Annotated in this window: 17 protein-coding genes; 8 read left to right on the top strand and 9 right to left on the bottom strand. The window is 71.3% G+C overall.

Annotated elements, in window-relative coordinates; translation table 11 throughout:
• Positions 1-83: 83 nt before the first annotated feature.
• Genes OG966_RS10845 through OG966_RS10815 form a run of 7 tightly spaced genes read right to left on the bottom strand, consistent with a single transcriptional unit; the run spans position 84 to position 8,212 of the window.
• Entirely contained in the window at positions 84-884 is an 801-nt protein-coding gene (locus OG966_RS10845; RefSeq protein ID WP_326649292.1) for an HpcH/HpaI aldolase/citrate lyase family protein, read from the bottom strand.
• Entirely contained in the window at positions 881-2,071 is a 1,191-nt protein-coding gene (locus OG966_RS10840; protein ID WP_326649291.1) for a CaiB/BaiF CoA transferase family protein, read from the bottom strand. The genes OG966_RS10845 and OG966_RS10840 overlap by 4 nt, the downstream gene beginning before the upstream one ends.
• The gene (gene rbsK / locus OG966_RS10835; protein ID WP_326649290.1) at positions 2,068-2,952 is read right to left on the bottom strand and encodes a ribokinase; all 885 of its coding nucleotides are present in this window, start codon (positions 2,950-2,952) and stop codon (positions 2,068-2,070) included. The genes OG966_RS10840 and rbsK overlap by 4 nt, the downstream gene beginning before the upstream one ends.
• Positions 2,949-4,574 (bottom strand): ADP-ribosylglycohydrolase family protein, encoded by a 1,626-nt coding sequence (locus OG966_RS10830; protein ID WP_326649289.1) that lies wholly within the window; start codon positions 4,572-4,574, stop codon positions 2,949-2,951. Before OG966_RS10830 ends, rbsK begins: the two co-directional genes overlap by 4 nt.
• Entirely contained in the window at positions 4,571-5,737 is a 1,167-nt protein-coding gene (locus OG966_RS10825; RefSeq protein WP_326649287.1) for an ADP-ribosylglycohydrolase family protein, read from the bottom strand. Before OG966_RS10825 ends, OG966_RS10830 begins: the two co-directional genes overlap by 4 nt.
• Positions 5,700-7,178, bottom strand: coding sequence for an ADP-ribosylglycohydrolase family protein (locus tag OG966_RS10820; protein WP_406732395.1), 1,479 nt, complete (start codon positions 7,176-7,178; stop codon positions 5,700-5,702). The genes OG966_RS10825 and OG966_RS10820 overlap by 38 nt, the downstream gene beginning before the upstream one ends.
• On the bottom strand, positions 7,175-8,212 hold the full coding sequence (locus OG966_RS10815) for an ADP-ribosylglycohydrolase family protein (protein WP_326649286.1): 1,038 nt from the start codon (positions 8,210-8,212) through the stop codon (positions 7,175-7,177). The genes OG966_RS10820 and OG966_RS10815 overlap by 4 nt, the downstream gene beginning before the upstream one ends.
• Before the next feature lie 246 nt (positions 8,213-8,458).
• Here OG966_RS10815 and OG966_RS10810 point away from each other — a divergent pair, with 246 nt between their 5' ends.
• The 6 genes from OG966_RS10810 to OG966_RS10785 all read left to right on the top strand — a co-directional run bounded on the left by OG966_RS10810 (position 8,459) and on the right by OG966_RS10785 (position 17,722).
• Positions 8,459-9,187 (top strand): VIT1/CCC1 transporter family protein, encoded by a 729-nt coding sequence (locus OG966_RS10810; RefSeq protein WP_326649285.1) that lies wholly within the window; start codon positions 8,459-8,461, stop codon positions 9,185-9,187.
• A 415-nt stretch (positions 9,188-9,602) separates the two neighbouring features.
• The gene (gene gltB / locus OG966_RS10805) at positions 9,603-14,198 is read left to right on the top strand and encodes a glutamate synthase large subunit (RefSeq protein WP_326649283.1); all 4,596 of its coding nucleotides are present in this window, start codon (positions 9,603-9,605) and stop codon (positions 14,196-14,198) included.
• Complete coding sequence (locus OG966_RS10800) at positions 14,191-15,651, top strand: glutamate synthase subunit beta (RefSeq protein ID WP_326649282.1); 1,461 nt, start codon at positions 14,191-14,193, stop codon at positions 15,649-15,651. Before gltB ends, OG966_RS10800 begins: the two co-directional genes overlap by 8 nt.
• A 219-nt stretch (positions 15,652-15,870) precedes the next feature.
• Complete coding sequence (locus tag OG966_RS10795; protein ID WP_326649281.1) at positions 15,871-16,590, top strand: vWA domain-containing protein; 720 nt, start codon at positions 15,871-15,873, stop codon at positions 16,588-16,590.
• Positions 16,587-17,147 carry a HutD/Ves family protein gene (locus OG966_RS10790; RefSeq protein ID WP_326649279.1) on the top strand — a complete coding sequence of 187 codons (561 nt, stop codon included), beginning with the start codon at positions 16,587-16,589 and terminating at the stop codon, positions 17,145-17,147. The genes OG966_RS10795 and OG966_RS10790 overlap by 4 nt, the downstream gene beginning before the upstream one ends.
• 101 nt (positions 17,148-17,248) lie before the next feature.
• On the top strand, positions 17,249-17,722 hold the full coding sequence (locus OG966_RS10785) for a pyridoxamine 5'-phosphate oxidase family protein (RefSeq protein WP_326649277.1): 474 nt from the start codon (positions 17,249-17,251) through the stop codon (positions 17,720-17,722).
• Between the two features lie 9 nt (positions 17,723-17,731).
• Here OG966_RS10785 and OG966_RS10780 read toward each other — a convergent pair whose 3' ends face one another.
• Together OG966_RS10780 and OG966_RS10775 are read right to left on the bottom strand one after the other, a co-directional pair.
• On the bottom strand, positions 17,732-19,018 hold the full coding sequence (locus OG966_RS10780) for an acyl-CoA dehydrogenase family protein (protein ID WP_326649276.1): 1,287 nt from the start codon (positions 19,016-19,018) through the stop codon (positions 17,732-17,734).
• Positions 19,018-20,169: an acyl-CoA dehydrogenase family protein gene (locus tag OG966_RS10775; protein WP_326649275.1), complete on the bottom strand. Its 1,152-nt coding sequence runs from the start codon at positions 20,167-20,169 to the stop codon at positions 19,018-19,020. Before OG966_RS10775 ends, OG966_RS10780 begins: the two co-directional genes overlap by 1 nt.
• A gap of 50 nt (positions 20,170-20,219) precedes the next feature.
• Here OG966_RS10775 and OG966_RS10770 point away from each other — a divergent pair, with 50 nt between their 5' ends.
• Positions 20,220-21,005, top strand: a complete 786-nt coding sequence (locus OG966_RS10770) for an SDR family oxidoreductase (protein WP_326649274.1) — start codon at positions 20,220-20,222, stop codon at positions 21,003-21,005.
• Between the two features lie 15 nt (positions 21,006-21,020).
• Entirely contained in the window at positions 21,021-21,638 is a 618-nt protein-coding gene (locus OG966_RS10765; RefSeq protein ID WP_326649273.1) for a TetR/AcrR family transcriptional regulator, read from the top strand.
• Positions 21,639-21,645: the final 7 nt, after the last annotated feature.

Below are 21,645 nucleotides of genomic sequence, written 5' to 3'. Positions count from 1 at the left end.
CCGGAATCGCGAGGATTCCGGCGGCCTTCGCATGTTGAGGACGTGCACGACGAGTCCTCAGGAGTACGCCGAGCCGTAGGGAATCAGGGTTCCTCGCGTCGTGCGAGGGCGAGGGTGCGCTGCGCCGCGGCCACGACCGCCGCGTCGACGAAGCGGCCGTCCGGCAGGGCCAGCGCGCCCTCGTCCGTGGCGGCCGCTTTGACGATCTCCTCCGCCGCCTCGATCTCCTCGGGTGTGGGGCGGAACGCTCGCTCGATGACCGGGAGTTGGTCGGGGTGGATGGCGGCCCGGCCCAGGAAGCCCAGGGAGCGGCCGTGGGTGCAGGAGGCGTAGAGGGCGTCCAGGTCGCGGATGTCGGGGAAGACGGACTGGGCGGGTGGGGGCAGTTGCGCGGCACGGGCGGCGATCACGATGCGGGTGCGTGGCCAGTCCAGGCCGGTGCCGTCCCGTATGCCGAGATCCGCCCGGAGATCGGACTCGCCGATGGCGATGCCGCGGACGGCGGGGTGGGCGGTGGCGATCGAGTACGCGTGCTCCACGGCCAGCGCGGACTCGAGGAGCGGGTAGAGCGGGACGCCCGGGGCCCGGGCCGCGATCCGCTGAATGTCAGTGGCGCGTGCGACCTTGGGGATACGCAGCGCACAGAGGCCCGGGAGTCCGGTGAGGGCCTCGATGTCATGGGGGGTGTTGATACGGACATGGACCGGGAGGGGATGGCGGGAGCCGAGGAGTTCGACGGTGGAGGCCAGCGCGTACTTCTTGCGGCCCGGGGACACCGCGTCCTCCAGGTCGACGATCACCACGTCGGCGGCGGAGGCGAGGGCCTTGTGCACGACCTCGGGCCGGTCCCCGGGGGCGTACAGATAGGTGAGGGGGATGGTCATAGGGCGCCCTGGGTGCGCAGTGCGGCGATATCGGCCCGGGACAGGCCGAGTTCGGTGAGCACCGCGTCCGTGTCGGCGCCGTGCGGGCGGCCCGCCCAGCGGATGGAGCCGGGCGTCTCGGAGAGGCGGAAGAGGACGTTCTGCATACGCAGGGGGCCGAGTTCCGGGTCGAGGACTTCGGTGATGGTGTCCAGCGCCCGGTACTGGGGGTCTTCCATGACATCGCGGATGTCGTAGATCGGAGCGATCGCCGCTTCGGCCTTCTCGAAGGCGTCCATGGCTTCGGAGCGGGTGCGGCGGGCGATCCAGTTGCCGACCGCATCGTCGAGTACGTCCGCGTGCTCCGCGCGGCCGCTGCCTGTGGTGAACCATGGCTCGTCGATCAGCTCGGGGCGGCCGACCAGATGCATGACGCGTTCGGCGATGGACTGGGCCGAGGTGGATACGGCCAGCCAGCAGCCGTCGGCCGTGCGGTAGGTGTTGCGCGGTGCGTTGTTTCGGGAGCGGTTGCCGGTGCGCTGCTGGATGTGGCCGAGCTGGTCGTACCAGAGCGGCTGCGGGCCGAGCACGGTCAGGATCGGTTCGATGATCGCCATGTCGACGATCTGGCCACGGCCCGTCGCGGTGCGGGCGGTGAGCGCGGTCATCACGGCGTAGGCGGTGGCGAGCGCCGCGATCGAGTCGGCGAGGCCGAAAGGAGGGAGGGTCGGCGGACCGTCGGGCTCGCCGGTGATGGAGGCGAAGCCGCTCATCGCCTCGGCGAGGGTTCCGAAGCCGGGGCGGTGGGAGTACGGGCCGAACTGCCCGAAGCCGGTGACGCGGGTGAGGACGAGGCGCGGATTGGCGGTGCTCAGTTCGTCCCAGCCGAGCTGCCACTTCTCCAGGGTGCCGGGGCGGAAGTTCTCGATGATCACGTCGGCGGTGCTCGCGAGGAGGAGGAGGGTCTCACGGCCGCCGGGGCTGGACAGATCGAGGGTGACGGTGCGTTTGTTGCGGCCGAGCAGCTTCCACCAGAGGCCGACCCCGTCCTTGGCGGGGCCGTGGCCGCGGGAGGGATCCGGCCGGGTGGGGTGCTCGACCTTGATGACCTCCGCGCCGAAGTCGCCGAGCATGGTCGCGGCGAGCGGGCCGGCGAAGAGCGTCGCCAGGTCGAGGACGCGCAGTCCGTGCAGGGGAGTTGGGGTCATGAGGCGTCGATCTCGGTGCGGTACGGCATGGAGGTGGACGCGCCCTCGCGCTGGACACACAGGGCTGCGGCGGCCGAGGCCCAGCTGAGGGCCTGCTGTACGGGGCGGCCCTCGACGAGCGCGACGGCGAGGGCGCCGACGAAGGTGTCGCCCGCCGCGGTGGTGTCCACGGCGGTGACCCGGGGCGCCGGGACGGTGAGGGGCACGGCCCCTCTCCGGGCGTACAGGCTGCCTGCCGCGCCGAGTGTGATCACGACCTCGGGGACCTGACGCAGCAGCGCCTCCGCCGCGGCGTGCGGGTCGGCGATGCCGGCGAGGGTGGCCGCCTCGTGCTCGTTGGGCACCAGCAGGTCGGTGGCGGCGAGGAGTTCTGGAGGGAGGGGCTGGGCGGGGGCGGGGGTGAGAACGGTCCGTACACCGTGGCGGCGGGCGGCTTCGGCGCCGTCGAGCACGGCGCTCAGCGGGAGCTCGAGCTGGAGGAGCAGCGCGTCGGCGGTGGCGATGAGGGCCTCGTCGCCGGGGACGAGGTGGGTGACGGCGCCGTTCGCGCCGGGGATCACGACGATCGAGTTGCCGCCTTCGTCGTCGACGACGATGTGCGCGGTGCCGGAGGGGCCGTCGGCGGTGCGGAGGAGGTCGGTGTCGACGCCGGAGGAGACGAGCGTCTGCCGCAGACGCACGCCGAAGTCGTCCGAGCCGACCGCGCCGATCATCGCGACATCGCCGCCTGCGCGGGCGGCGGCGACGGCCTGGTTGGCACCCTTGCCGCCGGGGATCGTACGGAACTCACGTCCGGTGACGGTCTCTCCGCGTTTCGGCGCGTACGCGACGTACGCCACGAGGTCCATATTGGTGCTGCCGAGCACCACGATGCCGCTCATGGGCGGAATGCCTCCTGGTGGGTGAGGTGGGCGAGGGTGTCGAAGCCGATGCCGTCGAAGCCGGCGACGGAGGTGGCGAGACGGTTCTTGAGCGGTGCGGTCCAGCGGTCGGGGATGGCGCCGGGGTGGCCGGCGAGCAGCCCGGCGACGGAGCCGGCGGTCGCACCGTTGGAGTCGGTGTCCCAGCCACCGGACACGGCGCGGCAGATGGAGCCGGTGAAGTCGCCGTCGGCGTGGGTGAGTGCGGCGGCGAGAAGGGCGGTGTTGGGGAGGACATGGACCCAGTGGTACTGGCCGTAGACGGTGTGGAGCCGGTCGACGGCTTGGTCGAAGTGCGGTTCCTTGTGGGCGGTGTCGATTCCGAAGCGGACGGCCTGTGCGAGGCGGGAGCGCGGGGGGACGACGCGGAGGCCGGTCCGCAGGCACTGGTGGACATCGCTCCGGCCGCCGGCCGCGGTGGCGATGGTGGCTGCGATGAACATCGCACCGTAGACGCCGTTGGCGGTGTGGGTGAGCACGGCGTCGCGGTGTGCCTGCGCGGCGGCGGCCGCGGGGTCGCCGGGGTGCGTCCAGCCGTGGACGTCGGCGCGGATGGTGGCGCCGATCCACTCCCGGAAGGGGTTGCGGTGGCGGGCGGTGAGCGGGGGCTCGATGCCGGAGAGGAGGTTGCGGTAGGCAACGCGCTCGGCGGTGAAGGTCCGGCCGGCCGGGAGCTCGTCGAGCCAGAGCTGGGCGACCTGGTCGGTGGTGAAGCTCCTTCCGTGGCGCTGGAGGAGGACCAGGTTGAGGAGGGGGTAGTTGAGGTCGTCGTCCTCGGGCATGCCGTCGATGTTCTCGGCGAGGGAGGTGGCGGCGGACCGGCGGTTCCAGGGGTGGGCGGCGGCGAGCTCGGCGGGGAGGCCCCTGGCGGTGAACCAGGTGTTGAGGGGCCAGTTGCCGGTGGCGCGGGCGAGGTCGCGGATGGCGATGAGGGGGAGCTTCTCGACGGGCTTGCCGAGAAGACACCCGACGGCACGGCCGAGCCAGGCGGCGTGCACGCCGTGGAGGTGGCTTTCGCCTGACCGCCCCGTCCCGGAACCGGGCGGCAGGCCACCGGACCCCGGTGCCCACGCCGCTGCGCGGGAGGAGTCGAGGTACGGCCAGAGGGCCGGCTGAGGGCCCGGCGCTTCCCACGAGCCGGACGGGGGTGGGTCGCCTTCGGCCCCGGGCGCACTCTGTGCCTCGGACGCGTCCTGTGGGGGCGGGCCGCCCTCGGGCAGCTGCGCCGCCTCCTGGGGTGGGCCGTTGGGCGTCGGGCCGTCGAGGTTTCGCGCCGGGTGCGACTCCGGCGGAGGTGGCCAGGTGGGGCAGGCCGTATGGATCATGGACAGGTCTGTCGGTTCCGCGTCCTTCAACGGGGAGGACAGCCGGGCGAGTTCGGCCAGGAGCTCGACCGCCAAGGCGCGCAGGTGCGGCGGGGCCGGGGTCGGGGAAGCCCCCGCGCGAGGTGGGGTTCCGGGGCCGCCCGCCGTCTGCCAGCGGGTACGGATCTCCGTCGTGTCGCGGCCGTCCTCCTCCGCCTGGCGCAGTTCATGGCCCAGCAGGTCCTCCGGCTGGACCCAGGTGAGTCGCAGGGCTGTCATCGTGCCTCCGTCAGGGTCTCGAACGCCGATTCGTGCGATCGGCGTCGTTCCGTGTCGCGGGTGAAGACCTCGCGGGTGACCGCGGCCAGTTCCCGGGCCGGCGCGTGCAGGTCGAGGCGGCTCGCCTCGGCCACCGCCTTCGCCCACTCGCCGGGGATCGCGGACTCGCCGTGGAGCGCTCCCGCGATCGCCCCGGCCATGGTCGCGATCGAGTCGCAGTCGCGGCCGTAGTTGATGGCGCCCAGGACCGTGCTGCGGTAGTCGCCCCCGCCCACCAGCAGCATTCCGAGCGCGATGGGGAGTTCCTCGATGGAGTGCAGCCGAGAGGGCCGGCGGGCGGCTAGGGAGGGGGTGCGGTAGTCCGGGCCGACTGTGTCGAAGGGGGCGACCGCCGTACGAAGAGGAGCGAGGGCCGATTCGAAGTCCGAGTGGCGCGCCGCGGTTTCTGCCACCGCCTCGATCGCCGACTGGGTGCCGTCCTTGGCCAGTGAGAGCGCCGTGTCGACGACCGAGGCGGGGGTGGCGCCGGGCACGCAGGCCGCGGAGACCGCCGCCGCGAAGACGCCCGCCCCCTCTCGCCCGTACGAGGACTGGTGCGCGCCCGCGATGTCGATGGCCTCGGCATAGGCGGCCTCGGGATGTGCCGCGTTCACCAGGCCCACCGGCGCCATGTACATCGCCGCGCCGCAGTTGACGATGTTGCCCGCGCCTGCCTCGCGCGGATCGTTGTGCCCGTAGTGGAGGCGGGCCACCATCCATTTCTCGGCGAGGAAGACGCGCTGCAGGGGCAGCGCCTCCGCCTCGAGCTCCGGGATCCAGCGGGGGCTCGACATGAGGTCGGGGACCAGATGGTCGGCGACGGCGTACGCGTCGAGATGGTCGCGTACGGCCGCGTACACGCGGATCAGCGCGTGCGTCATGAGGGTGTCGTCGGTGATGTGGCCGTCGCCCTTGTGGTACGGCGCGATGGGGCGGGCGGTGCGCCAGGCCTCGCCGTTCCACGGGCCGACGATGCCGTTGATGCGGCCGCCGTGCCGTTCCACGATCTGTTCCGGGCTGTAGCCCTCGACCGGGCCGCCGAGCGCGTCACCGACGGCCGCTCCGATGAGGCTGCCGGTGATCCGGTCATCGAGTGCGAGTGTCGTCGCGAGTGTCGTCGTCATGTCGGAATTGTCCACCCCGGGTGGTCAGTTCCGTGTGTGCGAGCAGCCCGGCGAGTTCGACCAGATCCGTGCCGGCGAGCCGGGGGAGCGCGCATCCTGCGAGGGTGCGGCAGGCGTCGCGCCAGGTGGCGGGGACGGATTCGCCGCCGCCCAGCGCGCCGGTCAGCGCGCCGGCGAGTGCGGGGGCGGAGTCGGCGACGCGGGAGAGGCAGGCTGCCGCGGGCACGGCTTCGGCGACCCGGCCGCGGGCGGCGGTGGCGAGGGCGAGGGCGACCGGGACGGTTTCGGCGGCGGCGATGCCGTAGCTGTAGACGTGGTCGACGATCTGGTGCTCGAGGAGCGGTACGAGTTCGAAGGCACCGTTCGCGTCGCGGGCGAGTTTGACGGCGTGCTGGGCGTTGCGGCCGATCTCGGTGGCGGCGGGCAACTCCGCGAGGGCGGCGTCGACGGCGTCGTCGACGGACGCGCCGCCGAGCGCCGCGGCCACGGCGGCGGCCATGGCGCGTGCGCCGTGCACTCCGTCGCCGTCCTGGGTGTAGCGCGCGTCGAACTCGGCGAGCGTCGCGGCGGCGAGCGGGTCTCCGGGGTGGACGACGGCGAGGACGGCGGCGCGCACGCAGGCGGCGTCGTCGAAGTAGTGCGGGTTGTCGTGGCCGGTGGCGGGCGGGCGGAGGCCGGTGGCGAGATTGCCGAGTCCGGCGCGTACGGAGATCCGGGCGCGGAGGGGGAGCACGGCGGACTCGACCTCGGGGGCGCGCTCGGCGGCTGCGGCGATCTCACTGGCGAGGGAGTTCCAGGCGAGGTCGACGGCGGCCCGCATACGGCGGCCGGGGGCGAGGCCGGCGAAGAGGTCACCGGCGGCGGTGAGCACGGTCTCGGCGGCGAAGGCGGCCCACTCGGCGTCGTCGGAGGGGCCGAGGAGGAGGGGTTCGGGGGGCTGGTTGAGGGCGATGGGCACAGGAAGGGTGGTGGTGGCGTTCTGCTCGGCGAAGGTGTCGAGCTCACGGGTGAGACGGCGGGTCCACTCGGGCATCCGGGCCGCGCGATGGCGGGCGGCGGGCCACCCGGCCGCGTCACCGGCGGCGAGCCCGAGGAGAAGACCTTCGATGGGGCGGGGCGGGTGACCCTCCCCGGTCCCGCCCGTTCCCGAAACCGGGGGCAGGCCCTGGGCCTCCCGGGGCGCGCTCGGCGCTTCGCGCGAGCCGGGGGCTCCGCCGGGTACGGGTTCCTGCGGGTCTGCCGGGCTGGGCGTTCCGGGTGGGCCCGGGCGCCCGTCGGGTACGGGGGGTGGTTCTGCGGGACCCGGTCCTTCGCGCGGGGCCAGGGGGCTGTCGGGCTCCCCAGGGCTCTGCCCCCCGGCCCCGGCCGGTGCGGGCTCCCGGAGGCCCGTCGCGGATTGCCCCTCGGGCCCGGCGGCCGCCGCCTCGCGCTCGGGCGTCATGACGCCACCTGCGGGTCGTCGTCCGGGGTCAGGAGCTCCGCGATGTCCAGCACGTGGTAGCCGCTCATCGACGGGAGACAGCTGCCCCGGACCGGGCCGATCGCCGACGACCATTCCGCCGGGATCGCCGTGGCACCCGACACCGCTCCCGCCAGCGCGCCGGCCACCGCCGCCGTCGTGTCCGCGTCGCGGCCCATGTTCACCGCGGTCAGGACCGACTTACGGAAGTCTCCGCGGGCCGCCGCGAACGCGCCGAACGCCAGACCCACCGCCTCCGGAGCCAGGTCCGTCCACGGGTAGCCCCCGATCACGACCGCTGAGCGGACCGCCCGTTCCATGGAGAGCGCGTCCGCGTACGTGTGCTGCGCCGCGACGACCGCTCGGCGCAGCGAGCGGGCCGTCCAGGAGTCCATCGGGACCACGGACAGGGCCGCCCCGATCACCCCGGCCGGTCCCGCTCCCGCCATCGCCGCGGCCACGCCGGCGGCCACCGCCTGGCCGCCGTAGATGCCCTCGCCACCGTGGCTGACGCCGCCGTCGATCGCGACCAGCCGCGCCGCCTCCGCCGGGTGGCCCGCAGCGAAGACGCCGAACGGCGCGGCGCGCATCGCCAGGCCGTCGCTCCAGGCGTGCCGGTGCTGCGCCGAGATGGGGGCGGCGAGCCCGCGCCGCAGGTTTTCGAGCGTGCCGCGTTCACTGAATCCCGCGCCCCGGAACGGGCCTTCGTCGAGGTCCGCGATCCATTGGTGCCACGCCTTCTCCACATGGGCCACGGTCAGGGCCGAGCCGTGCCGGGCGAGGAGGAGGCCGGAGAAGATGGCGTACTCCGTGTCGTCCGTGCCCGCCGGATGCTCGCTCACGAAGCCCTCGATACGGCCCCACCGGCGGCGGATCTCGGACGGCCGCATGTTCTCGGCGGGAGCGCCCAGGGCGTCGCCCACCGCGAGACCGAGCATCGCGCCGCAGGCCCGCTCGCGGATATCGGCGGAGGAGGGGCCGGCCGGATCAGCGGGATTGCATGCAATCAACTCCATGGGGCGGGCCCCTTTCGCGCGCACCGAGCCTGTTCCTCCATCTGTGCCACATGTGACGCGCGAGGAGTCTGAGAAACGTGTCTGTCACCCGGACTGTCTCCAGTTCCGTATCCGGACCGCCCCCAGCCGCACAGCCGCCCAGGTAAGTACGGCCTGCCTTGCTGGCGGACCCCTTACATCGTGCGTATTTTCGAGGGTGTTGGGGGAGCGGGACCACCGGGCCCGCCGTCGGACAAGGGGAGAACTGTGTCCATCATCGAGACCGAGGCGACGCTCCACGAGGCGCACCGCGACAATCACACACACCGTGATGTGAACGGCGGCTGGCTGCGCCCCGCGGTCTTCGGCGCGATGGACGGACTGGTCTCCAACCTGGCGCTGATGACCGGTGTCGCGGGCGGCTCGGTCTCCCAGCAGACCATCGTCATCACCGGCCTCGCCGGTCTCGCGGCGGGCGCCTTCTCCATGGCGGCCGGCGAGTACACCTCCGTCGCCTCCCAGCGCGAGCTCGTTCAGGCCGAACTGGATGTCGAGCGGCGTGAGTTGCGCAAGCACCCCGTCGACGAGATGGAGGAGTTGGCGGCGCTGTACGTCGCGCGCGGCGTGGAGCCCGAGCTCGCCCGCGAGGTGGCGATGCAGCTCTCCAGGGACCCCGAGCAGGCGCTGGAGATCCACGCCCGCGAGGAGCTCGGCATCGACCCGGACGACCTGCCGTCGCCGGCCGTCGCCGCGGTCTCGTCGTTCGGTTCGTTCGCGCTGGGCGCGCTGCTGCCCGTACTGCCGTATCTGCTCGGCGCCACCGCGCTGTGGCCGGCGGCGCTCCTGGCGCTCGTCGGGCTCTTCGCCTGCGGCGCTCTCGTCGCCCGCGTGACGGCACGCAGCTGGTGGTACAGCGGGCTGCGCCAGCTGGCCCTCGGCGGCGCGGCGGCGGCCCTCACCTACGGCCTCGGAGTGCTGTTCGGCGCCGCGGTCTGACACCCGGACCGTCCCCCGCCCACCTGCGCACCGGCCCCTCTCCAGGGAGCCGGTGCGCAGTCGTACGGGGACGGTCCGGCAAGTTGTGACGCACGTCCTCTCCACGGATCCGGCGAGGAGTGAGACACTATGCGAGCTACTACATAAGTAGCCGTTTACTCGGCGGTTTCGAGTTCTTAACCACCGGGCATGAGCCATAGACGCTGTGGGCAATGAAGCCTGCTCTGCGACGGGCCTGCGGACAACCGATCTGTCCGGCTCGCCCCAACTTCACCGCTTCGCGCGGTGTCCGCATGTTGGAACCAGCTATCCACTTTTCGAGAAGCACTCCATCATGTAATCTGCACGAAATTTCGCGGAGGGCCAACGTCGTCCCTCGGCAGTTGCATTTGCCACGACGACGACGGGAGAGCCGATGCGTTCCGACGCCTGGTCGCCCATGGACGGTCGCCCCGCCCCCCAGGGGATGTACGACCCCCGTAACGAGCACGACGCATGCGGCGTCGGGTTCGTGGCCACCCTCACCGGTGTTGCCAGCCATGAGCTGGTCGAGCAGGCACTGACCGTACTGCGGAACCTGGAGCACCGCGGTGCCACCGGCTCCGAACCGGACTCGGGTGACGGCGCCGGCATCCTGCTTCAGGTCCCGGACGCCTTCCTTCGCGAGGTCAGCGATTTCGACCTTCCCGAGGCCGGTGCGTACGCCGTCGGAATCGCCTTCCTGCCGGCCGACGACAGCACCAACGCCGTCTCACACATTGAGACGATCGCCGCCGAGGAGGGCCTGAACGTCCTCGGCTGGCGCGAGGTCCCGGTCACCCCGGATCTGCTCGGCAACGGCGCCCGCGCCACCATGCCGGCCTTCTCGCAGCTCTTTGTATCGGACGGTACGAGCACGGGCATCGCGCTGGACCGCAAGGCCTTCGTGCTGCGTAAGCGCGCCGAGCGCGAGGCCGGTGTCTACTTCCCGTCGCTCTCCGCCCGCACGATCGTCTACAAGGGCATGCTGACCACCGGCCAGCTGGAGCCCTTCTTCCCGGATCTCTCCGACCGGCGCTTCGCCACGGCCGTCGCGCTTGTCCACTCGCGGTTCTCCACGAACACCTTCCCGAGCTGGCCGCTGGCCCACCCGTACCGCTTCGTCGCGCACAACGGCGAGATCAACACGGTCAAGGGCAACCGCAACTGGATGCGCGCCCGTGAGTCGCAGCTCGTCTCCGACGCGTTCGGCTCTGCCGACAACAACGGAAGCGAGAAGCTGGCGCGGATCTTCCCGGTCTGTACGCCGGACGCCTCCGACTCGGCCTCCTTCGACGAGGTGCTCGAGCTCCTCCACCTCGGCGGCCGCTCACTGCCGCACAGCGTCCTGATGATGGTCCCCGAGGCGTGGGAGAACCACGACTCCATGGACCCGGCCCGGCGCGCCTTCTACCAGTACCACTCCACGATGATGGAGCCCTGGGACGGCCCGGCCTGTGTCACCTTCACCGACGGCACCCAGGTCGGCGCGGTCCTCGACCGCAACGGTCTGCGCCCCGGCCGTTACTGGGTCACCGACGACGGACTCGTCGTTCTCTCCTCCGAGGTCGGCGTCCTCGACATCGACCCCGCGAAGGTCGTCCGCAAGGGCCGCCTCCAGCCCGGCAAGATGTTCCTCGTCGACACCGCCGAGGGCCGCATCATCGAGGACGACGAGATCAAGTCCTCCCTCGCCGCGGAGCAGCCGTACCAGGAGTGGCTGGAGGCCGGCGAGATCGAGCTCGAGGACCTTCCCGAGCGCGAGCACATCGTCCACACCCACGCCTCGGTCACTCGCCGCCAGCAGACCTTCGGTTACACCGAGGAGGAGCTGCGCGTCATCCTCGCGCCGATGGCCCGTACCTCCGGGGAGCCGCTCGGCTCCATGGGTACGGACTCCCCGATCGCGGCCCTGTCCCAGCGGCCCCGGCTGCTCTTCGACTACTTCACCCAGCTCTTCGCGCAGGTCACCAACCCGCCGCTGGACGCCATCCGTGAGGAGCTCGTCACCTCGCTGCGCTCCTCGCTCGGCCCGCAGGGCAACATCCTGGAGCCGACCGCCGCGACCTGCCGCAGTGTCACCCTGCCCTTCCCGGTGATCGACAACGACGAGCTGGCCAAGCTCATCCACATCAACGCCGACGGCGACATGCCGGGCATGACCGCCGCGACGCTCTCCGGTCTCTACCGGGTCAGCGGCGGCGGCGACGCCCTCGCCGCCCGTATCGAGAAGATCTGCGCCGAGGTCGACGCGGCCATCGAGGACGGCGCCCGGCTGATCGTCCTCTCCGACCGGCACTCGGACGCCGAGCACGCGCCCATCCCTTCGCTGCTGCTCACCTCGGCCGTGCACCACCACCTCATCCGCACCAAGCAGCGCACGCAGGTCGGTCTGCTGGTCGAGGCCGGCGATGTCCGCGAGGTGCACCATGTCGCGCTCCTCATCGGCTACGGCGCCGCCGCCGTCAACCCGTACCTGGCGATGGAGTCGGTCGAGGACCTGGTCCGCGCCGGCACCTTCATCGAGGGCCTGGAGCCCGAGCAGGCCATCCGTAACCTCATCTACGCCCTCGGCAAGGGCGTCCTGAAGGTCATGTCCAAGATGGGCATCTCGACGGTCGCCTCCTACCGTGGCGCGCAGGTCTTCGAGGCCGTCGGTCTCGACGACGCCTTCGTCGAGAAGTACTTCAACGGCACCGCCACAAAGATCGGCGGAGCCGGTCTCGAGGTCGTCGCCAAGGAGGTCGCCGCCCGGCACGCCAAGGCCTACCCCGCCTCCGGCATCTCCGCCACGCACCGTGCGCTGGAGATCGGCGGCGAGTACCAGTGGCGCCGCGAGGGCGAGCCGCACCTCTTCGACCCGGAGACGATCTTCCGGCTGCAGCACGCCACGCGCTCGCGCAGCTACGACATCTTCAAGAAGTACACGGACCGGGTCAACGAGCAGTCCGAGCGCCTGATGACGCTCCGTGGTCTGTTCGGCCTGAAGACAGGTGAGAACGGCAGGTCGGAGCGGGAAGCGATCTCCATCGACGAGGTCGAGCCGGTCTCCGAGATCGTCAAGCGCTTCTCCACCGGCGCCATGTCGTACGGCTCCATCTCCCGCGAGGCGCACGAGACCCTCGCGATCGCCATGAACCGGCTGGGCGGCAAGTCCAACACCGGTGAGGGCGGCGAGGACGCGGACCGGCTGTACGACCCGGAGCGCCGTTCCTCCATCAAGCAGGTCGCCTCCGGCCGCTTCGGTGTGACGAGCGAGTACCTGGTCAACGCGGACGACATCCAGATCAAGATGGCGCAGGGCGCGAAGCCCGGCGAGGGCGGCCAGCTGCCCGGTCACAAGGTCTACCCGTGGATCGCCAGCACCCGGCACTCCACCCCGGGTGTCGGTCTGATCTCGCCGCCGCCGCACCACGACATCTACTCCATCGAGGATCTGGCCCAGCTGATCCACGACCTCAAGAACGCCAACCCGGCCGCGCGTATCCACGTGAAGCTGGTCTCCGAGGTCGGTGTCGGCACGGTGGCCGCGGGTGTCTCCAAGGCGCACGCGGACGTCGTCCTCATCTCCGGCCACGACGGCGGTACCGGCGCCTCGCCGCTCACCTCGCTGAAGCACGCGGGCGGCCCGTGGGAGCTCGGCCTCGCCGAGACCCAGCAGACCCTGCTGCTCAACGGCCTGCGCGACCGCATCGTCGTACAGACCGACGGTCAGCTGAAGACCGGCCGCGATGTCGTCATCGCCGCGCTGCTCGGCGCCGAGGAGTTCGGTTTCGCGACCGCGCCGCTCGTCGTCTCCGGCTGCGTCATGATGCGCGTCTGCCACCTGGACACCTGCCCGGTCGGCATCGCCACGCAGAACCCGGTGCTGCGCGACCGGTTCTCCGGCAAGGCCGAACACGTCGTCAACTTCTTCGAGTTCATCGCCGAGGAGGTCCGCGAGCTCCTCGCCGAGCTGGGCTTCCGTACGATCGAGGAGGCCGTCGGCCACGCCGAGCTGCTGGACACCGAGCGGGCCGTGGACCACTGGAAGGCACAGGGCCTCGACCTCGAGCCCCTCTTCTACGTCCCCGAGCTGCCGGACGGCGCCGTACGCCACCAGCTGGTCGAGCAGGACCACGGTCTGGAGAAGGCGCTCGACAACGAGCTGGTCGAACTCGCCGCCGAGGCCCTGAAGGCGGCCTCCGCCGAGGCCGCCCAGCCGGTCCGCGCTCAGGTCGCGATCCGCAACATCAACCGCACGGTCGGCACCATGCTCGGCCATGAGGTGACGAAGAAGTTCGGTGGTGCGGGCCTGCCCGACGACACCATCGACATCACCTTCACCGGATCGGCCGGCCAGTCCTTCGGCGCGTTCGTGCCGCGCGGAGTGACGCTGCGGCTGGAGGGCGACGCCAACGACTACGTCGGCAAGGGCCTCTCCGGCGGTCGCATCGTCGTCCGCCCGGACCGGGGCGCCGACCACCTCGCCGAGTACTCCACCATCGCGGGCAACACCATCGCCTACGGTGCCACCGGCGGCGAGCTGTTCCTGCGCGGCCGGACCGGCGAGCGGTTCTGCGTCCGAAACTCCGGTGCCACGGTCGTCTCGGAGGGCGTGGGCGACCACGGCTGCGAGTACATGACCGGCGGTCACGCGGTGGTGCTCGGCGAGACCGGACGCAACTTCGCGGCCGGTATGTCCGGCGGTATCGCGTACGTCATCGACCTCGACCGCGACAACGTCAATGTGGGTAACCTCGGCGCTGTCGAGACCCTCGACGAGTCCGACAAGCAGTGGCTGCACGATGTCGTGCGCCGCCACCAGGAGGAGACGGGCTCGACCGTCGCGTCGAAGCTGCTGGCCGAGTGGCCCAGCGCGGTGGACCGCTTCAGCAAGATCATCCCGACCACGTACAAGGCAGTGCTCGCCGCCAAGGACGCCGCTGAGCTCGCCGGTCTCTCCGAACAGGAGACCACCGAGAAGATGATGGAGGCGGCGACCAATGGCTGACCCCAAGGGCTTCCTGACCACCGGCCGAGAGGTCGCAAAGACCCGCCCCGTCGCGGATCGCCTCAAGGACTGGAACGAGGTCTACGTTCCCGGTTCGCTGCTGCCGATCATCAGCAAGCAGGCCGGGCGCTGCATGGACTGCGGCATTCCGTTCTGCCACAACGGCTGTCCACTGGGGAACCTCATCCCCGAGTGGAACGACTACGCGTACCGCGAGGACTGGTCGGCGGCGAGCGAGCGGCTGCACGCGACCAACAACTTCCCGGAGTTCACCGGGCGGCTGTGCCCGGCGCCCTGCGAGTCGGCCTGCGTCCTCGGCATCAACCAGCCGGCCGTCACCATCAAGAACGTCGAAGTCTCGATCATCGACAAGGCGTGGGACACCGGTGACGTCAAGCCGCAGCCGCCGGAGCGTCTGTCCGGCAAGACGGTCGCGGTCATCGGCTCGGGCCCGGCGGGCCTCGCCGCCGCCCAGCAGCTGACCCGGGCGGGCCACACGGTCGCCGTCTACGAGCGCGCGGACCGCATCGGAGGCCTTCTCCGGTACGGCATCCCCGAGTTCAAGATGGAGAAGGTGCACATCAACCGCCGTATCGAGCAGATGCGCGCGGAGGGCACCAAGTTCCGCACAGAGATCGAGATCGGTCGCGACATCGACGCGGCGAAGCTGCGGAAGCGGTACGACGCGGTGGTCATCGCGGCCGGTGCGACCGTCTCGCGCGACCTGCCGGTCCCGGGCCGGGAGCTGAACGGCATCCACTTCGCCATGGAGTACCTGCCGCTCGCCAACAAGGTGCAGGAGGGCGACTTCGTCGCTCCTCCCATCACCGCGGAGGGCAAGCACGTCATCGTCATCGGCGGCGGTGACACGGGCGCGGACTGCGTCGGTACGGCCCACCGACAGGGCGCGGCCTCCGTCACGCAGCTGGAAATCATGCCGCGACCCGGCGACGACCGTCCGGCGGGTCAGCCGTGGCCGACCTTCCCGATGCTCTACAAGGTCACCTCGGCGCACGAGGAGGGCGGCGAGCGGGTCTACTCCGTCTCCACCACCCACTTCGAGGGCGACGAGGACGGCAACGTCCAGTTCCTGCACCTCGTGGAGGTGGAGTTCAAGGGCGGCAAGCTGGAGCAGAAGCCGGGCACGGAGCGGAAGATCCCGGCGCAGCTGGTCACTCTGGCGATGGGCTTCACGGGCACGGACCAGGAGAACGGGCTGGTCCAGCAGTTCGGACTGGCGCTGGACGAGCGCGGCAACATCGCGCGGGACGCGGACTTCGCGACCAGCGTGGGCGGCGTGTACGTCGCCGGTGACGCGGGCCGTGGACAGTCGCTGATCGTGTGGGCGATTGCCGAGGGCCGCTCGGCGGCGCGCGGTGTGGACCGCTTCCTGACCGGTGTCAGTGAGCTGCCGGCCCCGATCCGCCCGACGGACCGTGCGCTGACTGTCTGATCACCGCGTCAACCCCTCATACGGTCCCGTACAACGGCGTACGGAACTCAACGCGGCGCCTGCCCTGTCCCCGACCGGACACTGGGTGGGCGCCGCGGCATGTTCCAGGGGTTCGCGCGGCTCATGGCGGTGCTCGTACCGGTCGAGGGCGTCGCGAGAGCCCGCTCACGGGTGACGTAGCCTCAACTCTCCCGTCGTAGCGAACGAACGGAGCCCCGCATGCCGGCCATCAGCCTCCGCAAGGTGCAGGAGACCGCGCCCGCGCTGGTCAGCCTCTACAAGAGCGCCGGTGTCTCGTTGGAGAAGCACCGGTTGAACGAGGAGCGCGCCGCCGTCTATCTGGTGCTCGACTACTCCGGCTCCATGAAGGAGTACTACAAGGACGGCAGCGTGCAGGCCCTCGCCGACCGGGTGCTCGGTCTGTCCGCCCATCTCGACGACGACGGCCGGGTGCCCGTCGTCTTCTTCTCGACGGACGTCGACGCGGTCACGGACATCGCCCTGGACAACCACCACGGGCGGGTCGACCAGATCGTCTCGGGCCTCGGGCACATGGGCAAGACGGCCTACCACCTGGCCATGGACGCCGTCATCGACCACTACCTCGACAGTGGCGCGACCGCTCCTGCGCTCGTCGTCTTCCAGACGGACGGCGGGCCGATCAGCAAGCCCGCCGCGGAACGCTATCTGTGCAAGGCGGCGAAGCTTCCGCTGTTCTGGCAGTTCATCGGCTTCGGCAACAAGCGCAGTTCGCAGTTCGACTTTCTGCACAAGCTCGACGAGCTGGCCGTACCTGCCAAGCGGGCCGTCGACAACGCCGGCTTCTTCCATGCCGGACTCGACCCGCGCCAGGTCCCGGACGCCGAGCTGTACGACCGGCTGGTCGCCGAGTTCCCGCTGTGGCTGACAGCGGCGCGTGCGCACGGCATCGTGCGATGACGGTACGGGTGCTGCGCGCTGCCGACCGTACGGCCGTGCCCTGGAAGAACGGTGGCGGCGTCACCCGCGAGATCGCCGCCTCGCCCGATGGCGCGCCCATGGACGCCTTCGACTGGCGGATCAGCCTCGCGGACGTCGGCGCGGACGGACCTTTCTCCGCGTTCTTGGATGTGGACCGGACCCTGACCGTGGTCGAGGGCGCGGGGATGGACCTCACGGTCGGCGGGCGGCGCACGCTCGCGGACGAGCGGTACCGGCCCTACGACTTCCCCGGCGACGAGGAGACCGAGGGTCGGCTGCTCGGCGGGCCGGTCGTCAACTTCAACGTCATGCGCCGCAGGAGCCGCACGGCGTGCCTGACCTCGGTGGTACGGGGCGAACTGCTGGTCGCGGTCCCGTCCGGCTCGACAGTGGTGATCGTCGCGCTGGACGGGACGACGGTCCTCGACGAGGCGGGCGTGACGCTCGGGCAGTACGACGCCGCGGTGCTGGACGCCTCGCCCGGCTCGCTGCACACGCACGGGCACGCGGCGATCGTCACACTGCTCAGTCGGTGAGCGGGTTCCGGCGGACCATGTACGCCCGGGAACGGCACGGGGGCCGCACCAAGAAGTGAATCCCGACAGAAGATGTCGTGATTTCGCGGTTCGATGGCGTCATGACATCGAGTACCTGGGCAGATTTCCGGACGGCGGAGCCGGACTTCGCCGAGACCGTTCAACAGCGGTTCCAGCAGTACAGGCACCATGTCCTGGCCACCCTCCGCAAGGACGGATCCCCGCGGGTGACCGGGCTCGAAGTGGACTTCCGCTTCGGCGAGATGTGGCTCGGCATGATGCCGGACTCCCGCAAGGCCCAGGACCTCCGGCGCGATCCGCGCTTCGCGGTGCAGGCGAATCCGGGCCCCGACGACTCCATGGCCGGCGGCGACGTCCGGATCGGCGGGCGTGCGGTGGAGGTGACGGATCCTGAGGTGGTCGGGCGATTCGTGGCGGAGGTCGGGCCGCCGCAGCCGTTTCATCTGTTCCGGGTCGAACTGGGCGAGGTGGTGCGGACGTCCGTCGAGGGAGATGAACTGGTCGTACGGTCCTGGCGGCCCGGCCAAGCCGTACGCACCGTAAGCCGTCGTTGAGTTCTCCGCTCATCCGGACAGCACTCGCGCCCTGCACCGGGCGGGGGTGCCCCAGGCATCCCGCAGCGGTCGTGCCTTGCGCAGCCATAGCGAGAGGTCGAGCTCATCGGTGTAACCGACCGCGCCGTGCAGCTGAAGAGCGGTGCGGGCGGCGGCGTACGCGGCCTCGCCCGCGGTCGCCTTGGCCGCGGCGATATCGGCGGGAGCCATCGAGAGGGCTGCTCCGTAGAGGAGCGGCCGGGCGAATTCGAGTCCGATCAGAGTGTCGGCCAGCCGGTGCTTGACCGCCTGGAAGGAGCCGATGGCGGCGCCGAACTGACTGCGCCGCTTGGCATGGGCAACAGTCCGGTCGAGCAGCGCGAGCCCGACGCCGAGGGCCTGCGCGGCGGTGGCGAAGGCGGCGACATCCGCGGCGTACGCGGCGGCGGCGGCCACGTGGGGCCCTTCGGCAAGGATCTCGCCCCCGGCGCCGGGTACGGACAGCCGCCGCGCTGGGTCGGCGGACGCGTGTACGGGGCCGTGCCCGGGGGCGATGAGCAGCCGCGCGTGCGGAGAGCCGCCGGGCGCGCCCGCGCGGGGGCCGACGGGTTTCGCGCCCGCGCGGGGAGTGACCTGCCCGGGGCGCGCGCCCGTGCCGGCTCGGGCTCCCGTACCCGTGCCGGCGGCTGTCGGTGGCCTCGCCTCCGTGCGGGGCGCCGCGCGGGGAGTGGCCTGCCCGGGGCGCGCGCCCGTGCCGGCTCGGGCTCCCGTACCTGTGCCGTCGGCTGCCTCCGGCTTCGCGCCTGTGCGAGCCGTCGCCCGCCCGGAGCCGGTGACCGTATCGCCCCACCCGCCCGCCGCGTCCTCTCCCGACACCACCAGTGTCACCGTCGCCGCGTCCGCGTCCAGTGCGTACGGCCCGCACCCCGCCGTCGACAGCGCCAGCGTCGCCGTCGACTCGCCCGTCGCCAGCCCCGGCAGCAGTCGCTTCGCCGGCGACGTGTCGCCGTGCTCGGCCAGATGGGTCAGCAGCGCCGCCGTCGCGACCGTCTCGACCACTGGGCCAGGTACCGCGTGGCGGCCCAACTCCACGAAGGAGACCGCCAGTTCCACCGGTAGCATCCCCACCCCCTCGTACGCCTCCGGGACCGCCAGCGCGAAGACGCCCGCCTGCGCGAGGCGCGAACAGAGCGCCCGGCCGGGGGCGTGGTCGCCCGCCGACCACGCCCGTACCGCCGCCGGCGTGTCCGCGGCGGTCAGCATCGCGTCCAGCGAGCGCGCGAGAGCCCGCTGTTCGTCGGTGAGCAGAAAACGCATCAGCGGCGGCCCTTCGGGAGGCCGAGCAGACGCTCGGCGATGATGTCGCGCTGGATCTCGTTCGTACCGGCGTAGATGGGGCCCGCCAGCGCGAAGACATAGCCCTCGGACCAGTCGGAGTCGGCCAGCTCCCCCGCCGGGCCCAGCAGATCGAGCGCGGTCTCGTGCAGCGCGATGTCGTACTCGGACCAGAAGACCTTGTTCAGGCTGGATTCGGCGCCGATGCTCTCGCCCGCCGCGAAGCGCGACGCGTTGGCGTAGGTGAAAAGCTGGTAGGCGCGTGCACCGATCACCGCGTCCGCCACCCGGTCGCGGAGCGCGGTGTCGTGACCATCCGGCCGCTCGGCCGTCGCGCGCCACTGCCGCAGCAGACGCTCCGCCGCAGCCAGGAAACGGCCGGGCGATCTCAGTGTCAGCCCCCGTTCGTTGCCGGTCGTGGACATCGCGATCCGCCACCCCTGGCCCGGCTCGCCGATCACGTCCCCGTCGGGGACGAAGACATCGTCGAGGAACAGCTCGGCGAAGGCGGGCTTGCCGTCGAGCCTGCCGATCGGCCGGACCGTCACACCCGGCGCCGACAGGTCGAACATCAGATACGTCAGCCCCTGATGCGGCCGCGGCCCCTCAGGACCGGTGCGGAAGATGCCGAACGCGCGGTCGGCGAAGGCGGCCCGCGACGACCAGGTCTTCTGGCCGCTGAGCAGCCAGCCGCCGTCCGTGCGCAGGGCCCGCGACTTCAGCGACGCGAGGTCCGAGCCGGACTCCGGCTCGGACCAGGCCTGCGCCCAGATGACCTCGCCGCTCGCCATCGCGGGCAGCACCCTGGCGCGCTGCTCCTCGGTGGCGTGGTCGAAGAGCGTCGGAGCGAGGAGGTTGATGCCGTTCTGCGAGACCCGTCCCGGCGCGCCCGCCGCGTAGTACTCCTCCTCGAAGACCAGCCAGCTGAAGATGTCGACGCCCCGGCCGCCGTACTCCCGCGGCCAGGAGACGACTGACCAGCGGTCCGCGTGCAGCCGCGCCTCCCACGCGCGGTGGGCCGCGAACCCCTTCTCGGTCTCCAGGGAGGGGAGGGGCTCGGCGGGCACGTTCGCGGCGAGCCAGGCGCGGGCCTCGGCCCGGAAGGCTGCCTCGCCGGCGTGGTCCAGGTCCATTCACCCAATCCTTCCCTAACAAGTGTTTGGTAGGTTAACGTGCTGTTGTGATGAGCAACAGGGCGCAGTACGTACCCGGTCATGGCCTGCTGAAGGGCCGTACCGCCGTCATCACCGCCGCGGCCGGAGCCGGGATCGGCGGAGCGACCGCCCGCAGATTCCTGGAGGAGGGCGCGCGCATCCTCATCAGTGACGCGCACGCCCGCCGCCTGAAGGAGTCGCGGGAGGCGCTCGCCGAGGAGTTCGGTGCGGCGGCCGTGTCATCACTGCCCTGCGACGTCACCGACGAGGCCCGGGTCCAGGCGCTGTTCGACACGGCCGTACGGGAGCACGGCGGCCTCGACATCGTCGTCAACAACGCGGGCCTCGGCGGCACCGCTGCCCTCGTGGACATGAGAGACGACCAGTGGGACAAGGTCCTCGACGTCACCCTGAACGGCACCTTCCGCTGCACCCGCGCCGCCCTGCGCGCCTTCAGGACTTCCGGACGCGGCGGAGTGATCGTCAACAACTCCTCCGTCGCCGGCTGGCGCGCCCAGGCCGGCCAGGCCCACTACGCCGCCGCCAAGGCCGGAGTCATGGCGCTCACCAGGTGCGCGGCGATCGAGGCGGCCGAGTACGGCGTACGCGTCAACGCCGTGGCCCCCAGCCTCGCCATGCACCCGCACCTGGTGAAGGTCACCTCGGCCGAACTGCTGACGGAGCTGACCGCCAAGGAGGCCTTCGGGCGATACGCCGAACCCTGGGAGATCGCCAACGCCATCGTCTTCCTCGCCAGCGGCTACTCCTCTTATCTCACCGGTGAGGTCGTCTCCATCAGCAGCCAGCATGCGTAGGACGAGAATGGTCCTGTGCCGACAAGAAGCAAGAAGAAGAACCAGGTGAGCGCCTCACCCGAGCGCCGCCGCGAGCTCCTCGACACCGCCGCCGAGGTGTTCGCCGCGCAGGGTTACAACGCCACCACCGTCCGCGAGATCGCGGACCAGGCCGGGATGCTCGCCGGCAGCCTCTACTACCACTTCGATTCCAAGGAATCGATGCTCGACGAGATCCTCTCGACCTTCCTGGACGAGCTCTGGCAGGGCTACGACGCCGTGCTCGCCGCCGGGCTCGGGTCCAGGGAGACCATCGAAGCGCTCGTCACCGAGTCCTTCCGGGAGATCGACCGGCACCGCGCCGCCGTCGCGATCTACCAGAAGGAGTCCAGGCATCTGGCGGCTCAGCCGCGCTTCCACTACCTCACGGACTCGCAGCAGAAGTTCGAGAAGGCGTGGCTGGGGACGCTGGAGCGCGGGGTCGCGGACCAGGTCTTCCGTGCCGACCTGGACATCCGGCTCACGTACCGGTTCGTGCGCGACACGGTGTGGGTCGCGGCGTCCTGGTACCGGCCGGGCGGGCAGCACAGCCCGGAGGAGATCGCCCGTCAGTACCTGTCGATGGTGCTGGACGGTATCGCCGTACGCAGCTGACCGATCG

The organism is Streptomyces sp. NBC_01750 (genome assembly GCF_035918095.1).
Taxonomy (GTDB): Bacteria; Actinomycetota; Actinomycetes; order Streptomycetales; family Streptomycetaceae; genus Streptomyces.
The sequence above is the reverse complement of the archived record's forward strand: the minus strand, read 5'-3'. Positions and strand labels throughout refer to the sequence as shown.

Bases quoted from the DNA above. Each gene is read 5' to 3' on its own strand.
- OG966_RS10830 (WP_326649289.1), bottom strand. From the start codon at position 4,574: ATGACAGCCCTGCGACTCACCTGGGTCCAGCCGGAGGACCTGCTGGGC.
- OG966_RS10790 (WP_326649279.1), top strand. From the start codon at position 16,587: ATGACGGTACGGGTGCTGCGCGCTGCCGACCGTACGGCCGTGCCCTGG.
- OG966_RS10840 (WP_326649291.1), bottom strand. From the start codon at position 2,071: ATGACCCCAACTCCCCTGCACGGACTGCGCGTCCTCGACCTGGCGACG.
- OG966_RS10820 (WP_406732395.1), bottom strand. From the start codon at position 7,178: ATGACGCCCGAGCGCGAGGCGGCGGCCGCCGGGCCCGAGGGGCAATCC.
- rbsK (WP_326649290.1), bottom strand. From the start codon at position 2,952: ATGAGCGGCATCGTGGTGCTCGGCAGCACCAATATGGACCTCGTGGCG.
- OG966_RS10815 (WP_326649286.1), bottom strand. From the start codon at position 8,212: ATGGAGTTGATTGCATGCAATCCCGCTGATCCGGCCGGCCCCTCCTCC.
- OG966_RS10770 (WP_326649274.1), top strand. From the start codon at position 20,220: ATGAGCAACAGGGCGCAGTACGTACCCGGTCATGGCCTGCTGAAGGGC.
- OG966_RS10845 (WP_326649292.1), bottom strand. From the start codon at position 884: ATGACCATCCCCCTCACCTATCTGTACGCCCCCGGGGACCGGCCCGAG.
- OG966_RS10825 (WP_326649287.1), bottom strand. From the start codon at position 5,737: ATGACGACGACACTCGCGACGACACTCGCACTCGATGACCGGATCACC.
- OG966_RS10795 (WP_326649281.1), top strand. From the start codon at position 15,871: ATGCCGGCCATCAGCCTCCGCAAGGTGCAGGAGACCGCGCCCGCGCTG.
- gltB (WP_326649283.1), top strand. From the start codon at position 9,603: ATGCGTTCCGACGCCTGGTCGCCCATGGACGGTCGCCCCGCCCCCCAG.
- OG966_RS10780 (WP_326649276.1), bottom strand. From the start codon at position 19,018: ATGCGTTTTCTGCTCACCGACGAACAGCGGGCTCTCGCGCGCTCGCTG.
- OG966_RS10775 (WP_326649275.1), bottom strand. From the start codon at position 20,169: ATGGACCTGGACCACGCCGGCGAGGCAGCCTTCCGGGCCGAGGCCCGC.
- OG966_RS10785 (WP_326649277.1), top strand. From the start codon at position 17,249: ATGACATCGAGTACCTGGGCAGATTTCCGGACGGCGGAGCCGGACTTC.
- OG966_RS10800 (WP_326649282.1), top strand. From the start codon at position 14,191: ATGGCTGACCCCAAGGGCTTCCTGACCACCGGCCGAGAGGTCGCAAAG.